Origin of the sequence: Bacteroides nordii (genome assembly GCF_019930665.1) — a bacterium.
Lineage (GTDB): Bacteria > Bacteroidota > Bacteroidia > Bacteroidales > Bacteroidaceae > Bacteroides > Bacteroides nordii.
Genome location: NZ_CP082886.1, coordinates 2,942,807 through 2,962,051, shown reverse-complemented (window position 1 = coordinate 2,962,051; position 19,245 = coordinate 2,942,807). Strand labels below are relative to the sequence as shown.

Below are 19,245 nucleotides of genomic sequence, written 5' to 3'. Positions count from 1 at the left end.
AGTTTTTTATAAAATCGGACTTATATATTTTAGGAATAAAAGTTTTTTTTGAATGTAATATAGTATCTTTGTTGTTAATTCTAATTTACTATGTTATACTTAAGAGCAACTTGATGGTGGCAGACTTCTTTTCTGTAAAATGTGCAATCGATAAGGGGGGCTTTTATAAAATCGGGCTATATATGAGAAAGTTCAATCATTTCTTTTTTTTTCTATTCCTGCTTTTTTTGTGTTATCGAGTTGATTCTGTAAAAGCTGGTAATTATTATTTTGAGCAAATCTTTTTGCAAGATGGACTATCTTCTACGGTTAATTGTGTTTATGCAGAAAAAGATGGTTTTGTATGGGTTGGAACAAACACCGGTTTAGGTAGATTTGACGGATACGAAATGAAAAAGTATGTTCATTCTCCGGAAGATTCTTATTCATTGCCGCACAATAATATTATTCATATTACGGAAGATAGTCTGCATACCGTTTGGGTATTAACTGAAAAAGGAGTAGTGCGGTATAGACGCCAAAGTGATGATTTTTATCTTCCTAAGGATCAGCATGGAAATGTCGTTATGGCGAATGCTGTTTGTTGGACAAATGAAGGTATTCTTTTTGGGGGAAGAAATAAGGTTTATCAATATAGTTATAAAGATGATGCGATAACACTACTTTATGACTTTAGCTCCAGAGGATTGTTTTCTATTTCGTATATTAACTTCTGGGATGCTAATACTTTATTGTGTTGTAGTCGTTGGCAAGGTATCTTATTATTGAATATGAAGACCGGGGAAATTACTGCTCCGCCTTTTGATTTTGGCAACGATATTAAAGAAGTCCTGACAGATTCTAAAGGTAGAATTTGGTTGGCACCTTACAATGGTGGTATCCGGTGTCTTGCACCGGATGGTATTTTGTTGGCATCTTATACTGTTCAAAACTCAAAGTTGAGTAATAATATAGTGCTTTGCATGGCCGAAAAGGATTCATTGATCTGGATTGGGACAGACGGAGGTGGAATTAATGTATTGAACCCCGAAACCAAGGAGATTTTCGTACTGAAACATGTCTCCGGAGAAAGTAGTTCCTTACCTTGCAACTCTATCGTGAGCCTTTATAATGACAAGAATAACAATATATGGGCCGGTAGTGTCCGTTGTGGGCTTATCAGTGTGAGAGAAGTTTCAATGAAAACTTATACAGAAGTCATTGCCGGTAATAATAAAGGTTTAAGCAGCAATATGGTGTTGAGCCTTTATCAGGATACTTCTTCCGATGAGATATGGATCGGTACAGATGGGGGTGGTATTAATAAGTTGAATCCTGTGACGGAAGAATTTACACATTATCCCAACACTGTAGGAGATAAAGTGGTTTCTATTACCGGTTTTTCTTCGTCAAAGCTGTTGTTGTCTCTTTTCTCAAAGGGGGTGTATGTTTTCGATAAATTAACCGGGCAGTACCGACCTTTGGAAATAAAGGACAAAGAGATAAACAGATTGCTTTTCTATACCGGAAAATCGGTTAATATTTATCAGCATGCGCCCAAGTCGCTCCTGTTGTTGGGCTATCACATCTTCCGCTACGATATTGAAACCGGAAATATAGAAATTGCATCTGAAAAGCAAGGGGTTGAAATTGTAGGAACTTTGACTCCCGTTTGCCATGATGACCGTACTACCTATCTGTTCGATATGCGTAGCATATATGCATATGATAGTAGTTCCAATCAGTTGGAGAGCCTGTACAGCGTAGAAAAAGATACTTTTATAAATTGCGTCTCCAGAGATGAGCACGGGTTATTCTGGCTTGCTACCAATAAGGGAATAGCCTATTATAATATGAAAGAACAAACTGTACGGCAGATACCTACTTCTTTATTTACCGGTGTGAATTCTATACAGAGTGACCAACATGGCAAAATTTGGATTGGAACAGATAATATGCTTTTCGCATGGTTAGCTAACGAAGAGAAATTTGTTCTTTTTGGAAAGTCAGACGGAGTCCTTCCCAATGAATATTTAGGGAAAACCAGATTGATTTCTAATCAAGGGAATGTTTATATGGGAGGAAACAGAGGACTGTTGTATATTGATAAGAATTTGCCTATTGAAAGTTCTGCCACTTCCCGGATGTGCCTTACCAATGTTCTTATCAATGGAGTTTCCATAAACGGGCAGTTAAGCGACGAACCGGCAGGTATATCCGTTCCCTGGAATAGTAAAGCTATTACGATACGTATCATGGCTTGTGAGAAAGATATTTTTCGCCAAAGAGTTTATCGTTATCAGATTGATGGTCTCAATGAGCAGTGCATTGATTCATATGAGCCGGAGATTCTTATCCGGTCATTGCCTCCCGGTACTTACCGGATTATGGCTTCTTGTAGTATGCAGGATGGAAGTTGGTCTCCGTTACAACAAGTCCTGGCATTAACTGTTTTGCCCCCCTGGTATAAGTCCTGGTGGTTTATCCTCTGTTGCGTGTGTGTGCTATTAGGGGTATTTGTCTGGATCTTTTTGCTTACTTTACACCGCAAGGAGAATAAGTTGAAATGGGCCATGAAGGAGCATGAAAAAGAACTATACGAGGAAAAAGTTCGTTTCCTTATTAATATTAGCCACGAGTTACGTACTCCGCTGACATTGATATACGCACCGTTGAACCGCATTTTGCACTCATTGTCTCCTGCCGATGCCCATTTTGTAGCTTTAAAAAGTATCTTTAAGCAGTCAAAGCGTATGAAGAGCTTATTGGACATGGTGCTTGACCTGCGTAAGATGGAGGTAGAGGAAACTAAATTGCAAATGGGTTCTTATCGGTTAAATGATTGGGTAAGGGAAATTGCAGCCGACTTTATCAGCGAAGGTGAAGCAGAAAAAGTGGATATTCGTTGTCAGTTTGATGAACGGGTGGCAGAGGTTTGTTTTGATAAAGATAAATGTGAGATTGTTCTAACCAATTTATTAATAAATGCTTTAAAGCACAGTCCGGAGAATTCAGAAATCATAATTCGGACAGAATTTTTATCTGCCCAGTTTGTACGTATCTCCGTTGTAGACCGGGGATGTGGTTTGAAGCAAGTGGATCCGCAAAAGCTTTTTACCCGGTTTTATCAAGGAAGAGGCGAGCATACGGGCACGGGTATTGGTTTGTCTTACTCTCGTATTTTGGTAGAATTGCATGGAGGTCAGATTGGGGCTGAGGACAATGAAGAGTCCGGAGCTACTTTCTTTTTTGATCTTCCGCTTCAGCCTGTATCGGAAGAGGTGATTAGCCGGCCTAAAGCTTATTTAAATGATTTGGCATCTGATGCGTCTGGTGGGGTGGATGAGAAAAAGGTGGATGAAGATCGGTTTAAGACTGATCAGTATGTATTACTACTGGTGGATGACAATCAGGATCTGATTGATTTTTTGAAAGAGGCATTAAGTGGGAAATTCCGTCGGATACTGACTGCTGCCAATGGGGTAGGTGCATTGGAAATGATAAAAAAATATCAGCCGGATATTATTGTCAGTGACATCATGATGCCACAGATGGATGGATACGATCTTTGCCGGCGGATTAAGGAAGATATTGATATCAGCCATATTCCGGTGATCTTGCTGACGGCTCGTGGTGATGATGCGAGCCGGTTGCATGGGTATAAAATGGGTGCGGATGGATACTTGGGTAAACCTTTCGAAGAAGGCATGTTATTGGAATTGATCCGTAACCGTTTGCGGAATAGAGAACTGACAAAAGCACGTTATCTGAATGTCGGGCTGTTGCCCGCTCCCGAAGAAGTGACCATCAGCCAGGCAGATGAGAGATTTCTTTTTAGTGTAAATGAAGTAATTATTGAGCATATGAGTAATCAGGAATTAGATTTGAATTTGCTTAGTAAAAAATTGGGTTTGAGCCGTGCCACGCTTTACAATAAATTAAAGAAACTGACTGACATGGGAGGAAATGATTATATCAATAAAGTCCGGTTGGAAAGAATTATATATCTTATGATAAATACGGAGCTCAATTTCACAGAAATAGCCGAAAAAACAGGATTCTCTTCCTCCCGGTATTTCAGTACGATGTTTAAGAGATATACAGGGGAGACTCCTACCCAGTATAGAGAAAAACATCGTGTTCGTTGAATGTTTGTATAGCGCGATACATTGTTTTTATGATATGAGGTTGTGCCAAAAGTTAGATAAAGCTATCTGTAATTTTACTAAATGCAGATGAATATTAATTGGGCTTTTGGACACATCCTCATCTTTATATTGAGAGTTCGTTTTTGTTTTTAGTCTGTTATAGATGAGTGAATGCGGTATGTTATACCAGTATACAATTACCCTGCTTTCAATAATTCAAATATACTTTCGTTGATAGAATTAATACTTTATTTATCAGCGAAGGATGTTTTATAATCTGCTTTTTCCTGAGTATTGAGTACTATCCCATTAATACAATGTTTGTTTTTATCAAATAATCTTTCTCTTTTTATATAAGTTCCTTTTCAAAGTACGCAATTTAGCTATTTTGTAGAAATAATAATTTACTATTGAACATCCGTTAGCTTACAATGTGATACGTTTGCAGGCAGAAACACAGTCTGTTATCGCCGGAAGTGTTCATTCAATATGACAAAGACTAAAAGGCAGTAACACTTGATTTTATTAATTAACAACTTTAATTTTATTATTATGAGAAAAAAATTACTTTTCTCGGCAGCTATGTTAATAGTGGCTGCTGGTGCTATGGCACAGTCTGACATTACTCCTTCGCGTTATAAGTTTGCCAACCTGCCCGAAGGACCGTTTACGATAGATAATTGTAGTACAGGTTGGGGACCTGGAAATGTTACCGACGCAAGAGCCTCCGAAAATGGATATGTAAATGCTACAGGTGGTGCCTTTTGGACAGGCAAAGATACAGATGCCTTTAAAAATTTTCAATCGGGATGGCAGATTCTGGATTTGACAGAGGAGGGGATTGGAAAAGTTTTATGTTTCAAAGGTTCTGGGTGTAGCGATGATATTCTTGCTAAAGGTACTAAAGCTACAGGAACTAACGTGCCCTGGCCTCAGTTAGCTTTTTATTCAGACCCTAAAAATACCCCAACTGCATCCGGAGAAGAAGGAGCTGTAGCACCATTTATCCGTCTTTCCATTACCTATAAAGCAATGGAAAATGAGTTGAGTGATACTGGAAGTCCTATTACTGCGTTAGAAGTTAAAGCTGTAGAACCTAATGAGGTGAAAAATTCTTATGGTGGTCCATTTAACACTTCCGATATGATGGTAAAAGATATGGCCACTGAAGAGATGTTTGAATTGAATGAAGGTTGGCAAAAAGTAGAATATGACTTCCAGATAGGTACTCCCACAGGTAATCCGTTTGCTATTTCCATTAAGATGGATGGTGCAAAATTGGATAAGGGGGCTATCCTGATTAAAGAAATTAAGTTCTTGACTCCGTCAGATGGTACATATGCTAAAGGACAGCCCGCAAATGTACAGACGAAACTGACTTTTAAAGAAGGTGGTTCAGGAATTAATGACGAGATAGTTGAAGGTAATACGATTCAGTGCAGGGTTTTGGATAACGTTTTATCTGTTTCTAATCTGAAAACAGGTGATAAGATTGAATTGTATTCTGCTGCAGGTGCATTGGTCGCTTCTCAGGTCGCTACTTCTAATAAGGAAACTCTTCCTTTAAATGGTAAAGGATTTTATATTGTAAGAGTGGGCACTACATCAGTAAAAGTAACGAATAACTAATCGATAAGTGTTTTTTTGAAGGATATACTTTTATAAAAGAGGTATATCCTTCTTTTGTAATATCATAAATTTAATAGTATGAACAGACTTTTTGTGTTTCTTATGGTTTCTGTTTTTTATCTGGCTTCTGTTGCACAGGTGAAAAACTATGCAGTAGCTTTTGATGGCAACAGTGATATAAATTTTAATAAAATAGACGAATTAAACGGTCTTTCTAAATATACCGTACAATTCTGGATATGTCCTTCGGAGTGGATGCCCAATGCATCCGTATTCAAACGAGGGGCAGCAGCAACTCTTTTCGAAGCTTGCCTGGGTGCAAACGAAGGGACAATCACTTATCGTATAGGTGATAAAAGTATTGATATCCAATCGGATAAAATATCGGTAAACAGTTGGGTGCAGTTGAGTCTTCTTGTAGATGAAAGCAAACTGGCAGTCTATGTGAATGGAGAGGAAGTAGAAATTCCCCTCATAAATGTTCCGTTACCGATTCCGGATAGCGATTCGGAATTTAGAATGGGGCAGGGTTTCAAAGGCCAAATAGACGAATTCCGCATTTGGAGTACATCACTTGATGTTACGGAATATCTAACAAAAGACACCACAGTGAAAGGATATCTTTTATGGGATAATACAATTAACAAGTTCCATCCCGATTATTCTTCTTTGCTGGTTTATTATAAGTTTGATCAGGATCTTTGTGAAAATATTGTCGATTATAAGTTCCGTCATCATGGGATAATGAGTGGGAATACCCATCGGGTAGAGGTCAAAAATAATCCTCTGTTTAAGTATCGCATCATGTCTGCTTATACCGAGTTTTCGCGTTTCACGGATACCGGTACTGATCGTGACAAGTATTTGCTATGCAATGATTTGGTTGCTTTGGCAGCATCTTTAAACGATGATGGATCGGCATCTGTTAGCTTACCGTTTGATGAAGGCAAATTGGTAGGCGGAGCTTCTTACATAGAATCATACGAAGGACGTGATGGAGGAATGTTGGCATTGGATGGTACAGGGAAAATGAATGTGGGTACTACCGCCATGAACTCATCTGGTACTTATTCATTTTTTACCTGGCTTTATATTGACCGTTGGGTGGAGAATGCTTTCCTCTTCAAAAAAGAAAAAGATGAATATACGGGAATCTCTCTTCGGCTGGGTAAAGAAGAAAATACAGAGGTGGTCCTTAGAGTAAATGGAAATGAATATCGATATAAAGCTGCCAAGGAACTTGTGGTGGGTAAATGGATTCATCTTGGATTCTCAACTTATGATGCTACATCATTGGAAAGAACTTTTGTTTTTGCCTGTAACAAGAAAAAGTTGGGTAGTTATCCGTATTCTTATCCTGAAACAATAAAATCCTGGACCCTTCCGCTTACCGATCTGGCAGATGTGGAGGCAACCGTTGGAGAAAATTTCGTAGGCAAGCTTGACGAGACTATGATTTGGAATTCGAGCAATAGCCGTGACGGAATTTATTCATTTGCTGATAACGGTGCAAATATGCCGGGATTCGGAAAAAACGTAGGTACCAATTATGCATTTTATGCAGGCTGTTATTGGAAATATGATAAACCGGATAACCCCGGATACGATTATTTTTCTTATAAAGAGTATCTGAATATTATGCGTTCGGCTTATACGAATTATCGTGGATTTAAGATACGCCTGAGTGTTTCCGGAGGATCCGATTGGAAGAATACCATTGCCAATGCCAAGAAGAGGGAACGTTTTGCTACGGAAATGGCTGATATTATTAATAATGACGATCAGCTGGACGGGGTTGACTTTGATTTGGAATGGCCGGGATATAATGGGCAAGATGCAATATGGACTAATTATGGAAAATTGATGACTTTACTTCGCAGTAAGCTAAAAGAAGATAAAATCCTGACTATTTCTCCGCATACTGTGTCTTATTGGTTTCCGAAAGAAGATATGAAATCTGTTGACTATTTCTTGTTCCAGAATTATGGGCCTGCCAAAGCCCATTTCACATATGAAAGCTTTCCAGCTGCTTATAATAAGTTCTTAGCATGGGGCTATCCGAACGAAAAAATAGTGATGTCATTTGCTGCAAGTACAAGTAGGAAGTCGGTAGATGGCGTAGAAGTGGCCGGGGCGGCAGGTGCACCGGTTCGTATCCATCAGGTGGGAGCCATTGGACCGGATGATGACTTTTCTAACGGCTATTCGTTTACGGGATTCAATCAGACCCGATGGCGTTCAGAACAAGTTAAAAAACAAGGTTTAGGTGGTATTATGTGTTGGTCTTTGAATATAGATTTTCCGGATACCAACCACCCATTGAGCTTATTCAAAGCTTCGGCTTATGCTATATCCTCCAATGTAGATACTCTTGTGACCAGGGTAGATCTGGCTCCTGTAGGTATTGAACAGATGAAAGTGAAAAAATCCGATTTTATGATCTATCCGAATCCTTCGGAAGGGGAAGTAAACCTGCTGATCCCGCAGGGAGAGAAGGGGCAGGAAATATACATCTATTCAAACGTGGGAAAAGTGGTACGTATGGAGAAAGTAGTCGCTGAAAACACATACAATTACAAATATGGAAAAATAGAACCGGGTGTCTATATCTTGAAATTAACAACCATATCCGGAAAACAGTATACTAAAACCATGATAGCGAGATAGTGGGTTATGTTTAATTTAATCTAATATGAAAAATGAAAAAGATTAGCTTTATTTTTATGCTCTTTTGGGCCGCCGGTGGCATATTGGCCGGTTGTGATAATACTTTAGACGGTTCGGGAACCTATGAGCCACTCTATCTGGAAGTGGCTGTAAGCGATTCTTTAGGGAATACTTATACGGGAGATTCGATCGTTATTCCCACAGATAAAAACAAAATAATTTTTGATATTTCTACTAATAGCGGGTGGAGAGCAAGCCGTGAAAACAAGGTGGGACTTAATGGATGGCTATCTATTCCGTCAAAAGCAGCCGGAGGAGGAGATGCGGTCATTACATCTACCGTAGTAGCCAATCTGACTTCCAAAGATAAAAAAGTATACTACTATATTTTGACTACTGATTCCGCTGTTGTGAGAAAAATAGTCATAGTACAACCTCATCCATCTAAACAATGAATTAATATATTTAATAATGAAGTCTATGAGAAGCAGATTAATAATATTTGTGATATGCTTGTTTGTCTTAAATGGCATAGGATATGCACAAAGTATTAAAGTTACCGGACAGGTAATTGACGAGCAGAATATGGAAATGCCGGGAGTAAGTGTTGCTTTAAAAGGAGCATCGGGCGTGGGTACCATTACCGACCTGGACGGAAATTTTACATTGATGGTTACAGGTACAAAACCGGTTTTGGAAATCTCTTTTATCGGATATAAAAAGCAGGATGTAGCCGTTACGAAAGGAAAACCTATGAGAATTGTATTACATGAAGATGCACAGCAACTGGATGAAGTAGTGATTGTTGGGTTTGGTAGTCAGAAAAAAGAGAACCTGACAGGGGCGGTGAAAAGTGTAGATACTAAAGTATTGTCCTCGCGGCCCATAACGAGTGTGGTAGATGGTTTGCAGGGAGCAGTTGCCGGACTGAACATAACGAATGACATGGGAGGAGCGCCCGGTCAGAAGATGCAGTTTAACATTCGAGGCGTGGGACTGGAAGATATAGATAAGGATGGTAGCGGAAGTGCGGCCACACCATTGGTGTTAATTGACGGTATGGAGGGTGATTTGTCAACAATAAACCCCAATGATGTGGAATCAATTTCCGTGTTGAAGGATGCTGCTGCAGCTTCTATCTATGGTTCGCGTGCTCCTTATGGAGTTGTACTTGTCACGTTGAAAAAAGGAGAGCGAGGATTCTCTATGTCTTATTCGGGCAATGTTCGTATTTCTCAACCTATCAATACTCCACATACTGTCGATTCTTATCGCTATGCTTTGGCCGTTAATGATGCTTTTTCAAATTCCGGTGGTAGTAGTCAGATTAATAATCTGAACTTGATACAGGCCTATATGAATGGAACTTCACTTCCGGATGTTGAAAACCTGAATTGGGGAATAAAATCTCAGGAACCAGATAAAGATGGTAACTTGTACTGGATCGGTGATCAGCAGTGTTGGGCCAATACGGATTGGTATGATGTTCATTTGAAGAAATCGACTTATTCACAGGAACACAATCTGAGTATGAGTGGAGGAAGTGATAAATTCAATTACTTTATTTCCGGACGTTATCTCAATCAGAACGGTTTGTTCCGCTATTCGGATGATAAGTATGAGACCTTTTCTTTGAATGGAAATTTTACAATGAAAATTAATAAATACATTACTGCCTACTGGACTACTCGTATGGTTTTGGACCAGAACAGTAAACCCTCTATAATGAATGATCTCTTTTTCCATAATCTGGGACGCATTTATCCGCTCGTTCCACTGACATTGCCCAACGGAGAGTTTCATAGCAGTTCATTAATTAATGCTTTACAAAATGGAGGCGATCAGATTGCAAATGGAAAGAGTTTCAGTAATCAGGGGAAAGTGGTTATAGAACCCATTAAAGATTGGAAAATTTATGCGGATTTCAGTAGCCGGATCGAATCACCGAATGACACCAGGCAATTCAAGAAAATATATTATACACAGCCCGATGGACGGGTACAGGCCGCTGGAGTGATGAAAGATGTGGCAGTGAAACATGAAGTAAAAGAGAACGGTTCTTTCACTGTACAACCTGCTTCCGGTGAGAGCTATTATGAAGTGGGAAACGGGCATGTGAATTATTGGAACTTCAGTGTGCGTACGGATTATGAGAAAAAGTGGAATGACCATTATCTGAAAGTGCTGGTTGGTACACAATCGGAGTATTATTCTACATCAACTTCGAGAGTAGGATGTAGTGTTGTTGTATCGGATGATCATCCGTGGATTGTAAATGACCCTACCAATCTGACCAGTGAGAGTAAGTCCGAATGGGCTACATTAGGAGTCTTTTCACGTATTAACTATAGCTATGCGAACCGATATTTAGTAGAGGTTGATTTCAGAGGTGATGGGGCATCCCGTTTTCCTTCGGATAAGCGCTGGGGATTTTTCCCCTCTTTCTCTGCCGGATGGAATATGGCTGAAGAACCTTTCTTCAGTAATTTAAGAAACTGGGGATGGGATATGTTTAAAATCAGAGGATCATATGGAACATTGGGTAATCAGAATACGAACAGTAATTATCCGTATTTTCAGAAGATGTATACACAACCAATGTCCGATTATGTGTTTGGTGAGAGTGCAGGAGTGAAGTTGAGCGCGCCGGCACCTTTTACGACAAATATCTCTTGGGAGACGGTACAGCACATCAACCTCGGACTGGACTTAGCGATGTTTGCCGGACGTTTGAACTTTACGGGAGAGTTGTACGAGCGTAAAACGAAGAATTTGGTAGGCCCTGCCTTACCGGTACCAGCTGTATATGGAGCAAATGTACCTAAAACAAACAATGCGGAGTTACGTACTCGTGGCTGGGAATTGGAAGTAAGATGGGCCGATCGCATCAATAAAGACCTGAGTTACGAAATTTCGGGTACATTGAGCGATTTTAAATCGGTTATAACTAAATATGACAGTCCGGATAAGAAACTGTCAGGATATTATAGTGGAAAGGTATTGGGAGACATCTGGGGATTGAAAGTGCTTGGTATAGCTCAGAGCGATAAAGAAATGGATGAGTATCGTGCTATACACGACCAGGATAAACTTGGTAACTCAACTTGGGGAGGCGGAGACTTTATGTATGCGAACTTAGATGATGATCCGGCCATATCCAAAGGAGCTGAAACAGTAGATTCACATGGTGACTTGTCTGTAATAGGAAATTCCACTCCACGTTTTTCTTATGGATTCCGTGGCTCTGTCACTTATAAGTCTTTTGATCTGAGTTGTTTCTTTCAGGGAGTCGGTAAAAGGGATATTTTTATAGATAGTTCTACTTTCTTTGGAATTACGGCACCTTATCAGCGGACTATATATGAAGAGCATATGGACTATTTCCGTTATGCGGATCATCCATTGGGCGCTAATAAAGATGCTTATTATGCACGTATCCGTACAGACCGTAATAACACTCAATGTAACGACCGCTATCTTCAAGATGCTTCTTATCTGCGTCTTAAAAATGTGACAATCGGCTATACGCTTCCCCAGATATCCAGATTGAAAGGTCTTATTAAGAAGTTGAGGATATATGCATCAGGTGAAAACCTATTGACATTCACTAACTTATTGATTTTTGATCCGGAGGCTTTTGGCTCTGATGCACAGGCTTATGGAGGTGGTAAAACGTATCCGATGTATCGTACCTTCTCTATTGGATTAAATGTAATGTTTTAATTAAACGAATTCGAGTTATGAAAAAATATATAAGTTTATTTGTGCTTTTGGGAGGATTCATGGTCTCCTCATGCTCTGATTTTCTTGAAAGAAAACCTCTTGATTTTGGTGATCAGGAAGTTTTTCTAAAAACAACGGCTGACCTGAAATATTATGCGAATCAGTTTTACCCTCTTTTCCCTTCCAATAAAGCAAATGCGGATGGAGGTCCTTACCGGGATGATGAAAATAGTGATAATCAGACAAGTTTTTGGTCTAATTCAAACTTCTTTCCCGGAGTAAAAGAGGTTCCTAAATTAGGGGATTCCAGTGAATGGAAGTTTAAGACGATTCGGGCCTGTAACTTTTTTATTAATCTTGTTACGGAAAGAATAGAAGCGAACGAGGTAATAGGCACACCGAGTGAGATCAATCATTATTTAGGTGAAGTTTATTTCTTCAGGGCTTATGATAACTTTCGCCTCTTGAGGAATTACGGAGATGTTCCCATTATTGAAGAGGTATTGCCGGATAAACTGGATATTCTTAAGATAAGTACCCGGCGTGCTCCCCGTAATGAGGTGGCCCGTTTTATCATCCGTGATTTGGAAAGGGCTGATAGCTTGATGCTTGATAAAACACCGGAGGCTGGTAGATTGCATAAAGATTGTGCCAAATTACTGCTTGCACGCGTAGCTCTGTTTGAAGCCACTTGGGAAAAATATCATGCCGGAACGTGTTTTGTGCCTGGCAATGCTAAATGGGTAGGAGCTAAAATGCATCCGGACTTCCGTTTTAAAGCAGGCAGTGCAGAGAAAGAAGTTGAGTTCTTCCTGGATAAGGCCATTGAATATTCTGACCTTGTGGCCGGTACTCGTACGTTGAGCAGTAACTATAAAGCGATGTTCACTTCTGTCAGTGTAGATGCGATTCCGGAAGTGTTGTTGGCTAAGAATTATATTTCAGGCGTAAATGGACATGGGGTTAACCGCATGTTGAGCTTGGCAGGCAAAACGGGATATACCCGTTCTTTGATTGAGTCTTTTTTGATGAAGAATGGGTTGCCTATTTATGATTCGGATTCCGATTATAAAACGGATGTGTATATAGAAACAGTAATATATGGTCGTGATAATCGATTGGTAGAATCACTTAATCCTATTAGCTTGCCACGTATTTATTCCCGTGAAGCCGAGTATACACCAACAGGTTATCAGGTTTCAAAATGGTTAAGTGACCTTCCCGGACAAACAGATTCTGCGACAGGAGGCACAACGGCCAATCCGATATTTCGTGCTGCAGAAGCATATTGCATCTACTTGGAAGCGTATTATGAGAGGCACAAAACGCTGGGTGGGAATTGTGATACTTATTGGAAAGCATTACGAACCAGGGCTCAGGTAGATACTGACTATCAGAAAACGATTGATCATACGGATCTTTCCAAAGAGCGTGATCTGGCTGCGAAGACGAAAGGGATCGATGCAACATTATATAATATCCGTAGGGAACGACGTTGTGAATTTATTGCCGAAGGAATGCGTTTAGATGATTTGAGGAGATGGAGAGCTCTTGATAATATGAGGAATTATGAAATAATGGGAATGAACCTGTGGAAAGAAATGTTTAAGAGGTATGCTATGGCCGGTCTTGATTTAAAACCTACTGTCGTTTCACAATACGATGCCGGTGATCCGGAAAGTACTTATATCAAAGTATTTAAAGTAAATGAATCGGATAAAGCATACAATGGTTATAATTTCCCGAAACCGCATTATCTGGAACCGATACCGTTAAGTGAGATATTATTAACGGCAGATGATGCCAATAATCCGGAGAATTCTAATATTTACCAAAATCCGGGATGGCCAATATCAAGCGGATCATTGGCGGATTATACGTATGATTGCGATTAAAGCTTGTATTACCGGAAAGAGGACGTTTGGAAGGTCCCTAAAATGAGAAATCACCCTCGCTACAATACCTTGTTGCGAGGGTGATTCTATTTTGGGACAGCTTCTTTAATCATAAATTATAAAAAAGCTATTGATATGATTTAATAATCAATATTTAGAATTTATATCCGTATCCCAACATGATAACAACATTGTCATCGTGGGCAAACATGAATTTCGCTTCCGCATTTAAATAACTATGCTCCGAGAGTGGAAGCGTTATACCACCACCGAGATTGAAAGCGAGCTTGGTGGTGTTATCTCTACCTATCTTAACATGCTGCCCGTCAATTTCAGCATTTTGTTTCCCATAGAAATTGTTTTGCATGCCAAACCCGGCAAGAGGGTAAACGGAGAATCCTTGTCCGTCTTTGCTGAAATTAAAGACATAATGAAAGTTGATGTTTACATCCAATCCTGTGATCTTATCTTTAGGGAAGAAAAATGTAACATCCGGAGCTATCCGAAGATTTTTTGCTATTACATAACGTCCTTGTACTCCCAAACCAAATCTTTCATAATTAGTTTGATAACCTACATTCCCAAGAAGAGAACCCTCGCCTTTTAGTGTTTGGGCATTTAATCCAATAGCTGCCATTGCTATCATAAATGCTAAAAATAATTTTTTCATAATTTAAGTGTTTAGTTAATACTCTATTTTCTTTGACAAAGAAATTTTTCTTTACTCAATTAAACCAACAATTCTTGATTGAATTTTGTTTTCCGGCAGCAAGATAGGTTTTAGTGGTGTTTGTTTTATTAACAAAGTATAGGGGGGAGTTGTATTTTGCATGTGGAATAATAAATAAAATGGAGGTCTGTAATATGAATAATTCTATATCTGTAATGTCTTTATTGAAAAAGGAATTGGAAATTAGTTTAACTGTATGGTAATGGATGATCTTCTCTTATGTTTAGCTATAAGTTGAAAAATAAAATTTTATTTCCGGAAACCAGATAAAAAAGGATTTTAATTTGGCTTTTTTGTGAAACGATCTGTTAACATTGTTAATGGAGAATTCAAACATCTAAACTTAACAGTGTAAAACTACTATCTTTCAGGGTATAAAGTAACGTTACTTTATACCCTGAAAGATAGTAGTTAACACGCTATTAAATACGTACTTTGGCAGTCTAAATTATGTATTTCTTAAGGTATTGAATATAAGTGTTTAAATGTCGTTTATTCAGTACTTTTCCGGATAAAAGCAGTTTATCCGGAAAAGTACTGAATAAGAAATAGTTGTTAAAAAAGTAATTTGGGGTGTGTAATTGGGTGTCTCACCCCTTTCTTCTGAGCTTGTTCTACTACAGTTCTCTTTTTCTAAAAGACTTCCAATTTTTGTTTACCCTGCTTCCAGTAGTGTCTCTATTTTACATTTTTAGCTTGTTCTAATTATTTTTGGAAGCATAAAAGCTATTTTTGAACATTGATTTGTGAGTAGCATCGTATGTTTGCGATGACAAAAGTCGTTTATGAAATGGATTGAATGAAATTTCAGAAAGGGCGATTGGAGTCAAATTATTAACTTTTAATTTTCTATTATTATGAGAAGAAATGTACTCCTTTCAGCAGTCGCACTGATGATGGCTGCTAATGTTTTCGCACAAGAAGATGTAACTCCTGCATCATTTAAGTTTAAAGATCTTCCGGTAGGACCCGTCCAGATGTATTGGGGAACCGGGGCTAATCCCAGTGTTGCAGAATTGAATGTAGCAGGTTCTATTGTGGCAGGTGTTGCTCCTGCGAACATTACAACTGAAGAAGCCATATCCTCTGGCCTCTCTATTGTTGATAGTGAGTTTGGACATCTTTTATTATTAAAAGGTAAGGATGCTCCTACATCTGTAGCAGGTCCGGCTTCTACGGGAAATTTATCTATGGGTTGGTTTAACTTGGCATTTGTTGGACCGGCAAGTGCTGAGGGAGGAAACAATTATCGTGTCACTTTCCAGATGAAATTAGCTTCCAGTCTGGCTGTAGGTGCTAAAAAAATAAATTTAGAGTTAGTTTCCGGTGGTGGTAATAATAAACTGCTTGGATCAAAAAATGAAGTATTGTATACTGGAGATACCGGTTGGTGGCAATGTCAAGTTGGTGCAGTTACTGGCACTACAGATCCTTTCCGTGCTCGTGTTGGTTTTGAAGGGCAAATGATGGGACAGTCCGCTTTGTATCTTTATGAAATTACTTTTGTGAAAAATCCGGAAGGAGATTTTGTAAATACAGAAGGTACTTCGAATGCAGATGGTTCTATGCATGGTATGGACAAACCGAATGGGGCAGAAGGTGGTGGTTCTGTAGGTATTGGCTCAATGGAAGATGCAAATGCTCCGTTTGTTGCTTGGGATCGTCATTCAATCTATGTAAATAATGCAAATAACGGCGAAGAGGTTTATATCTATAATTTGGTTGGACAGTTAGTTTACAGTGCTGAAGCAACACCCGGATTTATGGAAATTCCAATGACTTCAGGAGCTTATATTGTAAAAGTAGGTACTAAATCAACTAAAGTAGTATTGTAATCAATTGAATATTATTTCAGGTGACAAAGAAAAAGAGTGCCGGTATAGTTCCGGCCTCTTTTAATTTCTATTTCTTTAAATTTAATATAACTATGGGACAGGTAGGGAAGATATTTTCATTGGTTGTGGGCTGTTGTTTCTGTTTCTCTTGGGTACAGGCACAAGTTGTTAATTATGCTTTAAGACTTTCAGGAAGTGATTATGTTACTTGTGGACAAGTATCTGAAGTGGATGGAAAAAATGAATATGCCGTTCAGTTTCTGATGTCTCCACAGGAGTGGAGTACGGGTGCTTATATTTTTAAGCGGGGGTCTGGGACCAGTGAATTTTCAGTTAGATTATCCTCTGTTCAGGGAAATATCATTTTCAAAGTAGCAGATCAGGAAATTTCGGTAACAGGAATTTCTGTCAATGGATGGACACAGGTTTCGTTAGGAGTATTTGCAAATGGAGCAGATACATGGGTGAATGGAGTGAAGACGTGGAATGCTAATAATAAACTACAAATGCCTTCATCAAATGAAAATCTGGTGTTAGGTCAAGGTTTTAAAGGGCGTTTAGATGAATTTCGTTTGTGGAATACTGCAATGCCGAGTGATAGTAAGGAGCTTTTGATGTTTCAGAATACGGTTAATAAATTTCATCCGCAGTGGGAACATCTTGTTTTATATTACAAGTTTGACCAGGAACAGTGCCCGGACATTGTGGACTACAAATTTACACATCATGGTACTTTAAGTAATGGTATTGCTCAACGTGAAAAAGTGACAGATAACGATTATTTCCGTTATCGTGTTGTGAGTGGATATTCTGATTTTAATCGTCATTCTGATCGTTTGCAGATAGATAAAGATATGCATTTACTGACAAATGATCTGATTTTTTTGAATGCTTCGGTAAATGGGAAAACCGGTGAAGTGACGATGACAGCTTTAGATGATGCTACTGTGACAGGAGGAGCTGCCTATCTGGCCATGGATGGAGAACGTTCGGGTATTTTAGTTTTAGATGGCACCGGTGAAGTGAATTTAGGTAAAGCGCTTCGTGAAGGGGCACCAGCAAGTGCAGCGGCAACTATTGAAGGCTGGTTTAATGTGAAAGAATGGGCAGAGAATGCTGTTTTATTTGAGCAAAAAGAGAGTGATACTAATTTATTTGGTATATATCTGGGAAAAGATGAAAATAAACAGTTGGTTATTAAAGCGGATGGATGGCAGATGGAGTGTAATGACGTTTTCAATGTAGGCCAATGGCAACATATTGCTGTGACAATGGATCCCAATTCATCCCGTAATCCGATTCGCCTTTATGTGAATAATAAAGTTACAAGTGGAACGATAACAAGACCTTCTAACGGAGTAATGTATACCCTCAAAGATATTAATGCCGATGCTATGGCAGGCTTCGGTTTTATAGGAAAGATGGATGATTTGATGGTTTGGAGAAATGCGCGTACTTCTTTTGCTTCAGATATGGATGGAACATTATCTGCTGCAAAATTTCCGGGTGGTGGAAGCGATGCCATATTCTTTGATGGTTATTGGAGATTCGACCGGGAAAATAATATTGGATATAATTCCAGAGGTTGGAAAGCAATGATCGAGCAGACCCGGAATTTATATGAGGGTTACAGAGGATTTAAAATAAGAATAGGCCTGATCAGTTCGGATAGTGACGCGAATGGAAATAAAAACTGGCCTAACTATATAGGTAATGAATCTTGGCGCACTAATATAGCTAAAGGAATTGAGGCGTTACTTCCTTATTGTGATGGTGTGGATATTGATTTGGAGTGGTTGGATAATAATCCGAATAATTCTAAATGGGCATCTTATGGAGCAATGGTAAAAGCTATACGTGCAGTAATGCCGGATAATAAAATTTTTAGTGTAAGTTTGCATCCGGTTTCATACACAATGCCTTTGGATGCTATTGGAGCAGTTGACTTTGTTACTTTCCAGAATTATGGACCACGAAAGAGTAGTTTGGTATGGGATGCTTATGCTTCATTTTATACTACTGCTGTGAATTATGGTTATCCTGCAGAAAAGATTCGCCTTTCTATGGCAACAACGGCTGTTATGAGTGATAACTCTGCAAAAAATGTAAAAGGATATAAGGACTTGGACTTTTCTACAGTGACACCAGAATCGAATACAGGTACTATTGGTGGTGTGAGTTATACATTCAATGGTGTGAAGGAGGTACAAAAGAAAATGCAGTTATTGGTTGATAACAATACTGGTGGATGTATGTATTTTGATATGGGAAATGATTTGAGTGTACAGAATGAGTTGAGTCTGGTTCGTGCTTTGAGTCTGACTATTCATTCCAATGTAGATACATTAGTAACAAAGGTGGATAAAGACCCTGTAGGCATAATAAAAGAAAAGTATCCGCATTCAACTCAGATCAATGTATATCCCAATCCTTCTGATGGTAATTTTCAGGTAGACGTACCTTTTGAAGGCAAGGTTGTGTGTGATCTGTTTTCTATATCCGGTAATAAAGTATATAGTACAATAGGTGAAAAACAAATTCGATTTTCATTAGACTCCCTTTTGGAGGGATTATACGTACTGAAGGTAAGTTCTTCTACGGGTGGAGCTACAGCGAAAGTACAGATAAAATAACAGTGA

At 38.9% G+C, this 19,245-nt stretch carries 9 protein-coding genes; 8 read left to right on the top strand and 1 reads right to left on the bottom strand.

Annotated features, from left to right (window positions below):
- Positions 1 to 182: 182 nt before the first annotated feature.
- The 6 genes from K8P02_RS11890 (at position 183) to K8P02_RS11865 (ending at position 14,041) form a co-directional block, all read left to right on the top strand.
- Positions 183 to 4,127, top strand: coding sequence for a hybrid sensor histidine kinase/response regulator transcription factor (locus tag K8P02_RS11890; protein ID WP_025867388.1), 3,945 nt, complete (start codon positions 183 to 185; stop codon positions 4,125 to 4,127).
- A gap of 552 nt (positions 4,128 to 4,679) precedes the next feature.
- Positions 4,680 to 5,756 carry a T9SS type A sorting domain-containing protein gene (locus tag K8P02_RS11885; RefSeq protein ID WP_007486421.1) on the top strand — a complete coding sequence of 359 codons (1,077 nt, stop codon included), beginning with the start codon at positions 4,680 to 4,682 and terminating at the stop codon, positions 5,754 to 5,756.
- Positions 5,757 to 5,834: 78 nt separating this feature from the next.
- Complete coding sequence (locus K8P02_RS11880; RefSeq protein ID WP_007486422.1) at positions 5,835 to 8,423, top strand: LamG-like jellyroll fold domain-containing protein; 2,589 nt, start codon at positions 5,835 to 5,837, stop codon at positions 8,421 to 8,423.
- Between the two features lie 32 nt (positions 8,424 to 8,455).
- On the top strand, positions 8,456 to 8,878 hold the full coding sequence (locus K8P02_RS11875) for a BACON domain-containing protein (protein ID WP_007486423.1): 423 nt from the start codon (positions 8,456 to 8,458) through the stop codon (positions 8,876 to 8,878).
- 25 nt (positions 8,879 to 8,903) lie between these two features.
- On the top strand, positions 8,904 to 12,146 hold the full coding sequence (locus tag K8P02_RS11870; RefSeq protein ID WP_007486424.1) for a SusC/RagA family TonB-linked outer membrane protein: 3,243 nt from the start codon (positions 8,904 to 8,906) through the stop codon (positions 12,144 to 12,146).
- 17 nt (positions 12,147 to 12,163) lie between these two features.
- On the top strand, positions 12,164 to 14,041 hold the full coding sequence (locus K8P02_RS11865; RefSeq protein ID WP_007486425.1) for a RagB/SusD family nutrient uptake outer membrane protein: 1,878 nt from the start codon (positions 12,164 to 12,166) through the stop codon (positions 14,039 to 14,041).
- A 154-nt stretch (positions 14,042 to 14,195) separates the two neighbouring features.
- On the opposite strand, the gene K8P02_RS11860 is transcribed toward K8P02_RS11865, so the two are convergent.
- The gene (locus tag K8P02_RS11860; RefSeq protein WP_007486426.1) at positions 14,196 to 14,711 is read right to left on the bottom strand and encodes an outer membrane protein; all 516 of its coding nucleotides are present in this window, start codon (positions 14,709 to 14,711) and stop codon (positions 14,196 to 14,198) included.
- 917 nt (positions 14,712 to 15,628) lie between these two features.
- Between K8P02_RS11860 and K8P02_RS11855 the strand changes: the two genes are divergently transcribed.
- Positions 15,629 to 16,606: a T9SS type A sorting domain-containing protein gene (locus tag K8P02_RS11855; protein WP_002561138.1), complete on the top strand. Its 978-nt coding sequence runs from the start codon at positions 15,629 to 15,631 to the stop codon at positions 16,604 to 16,606.
- 20 nt (positions 16,607 to 16,626) lie between these two features.
- On the top strand, positions 16,627 to 19,239 hold the full coding sequence (locus tag K8P02_RS11850; RefSeq protein ID WP_223381311.1) for a LamG-like jellyroll fold domain-containing protein: 2,613 nt from the start codon (positions 16,627 to 16,629) through the stop codon (positions 19,237 to 19,239).
- The last annotated feature ends 6 nt before the right edge of the window (positions 19,240 to 19,245 follow it).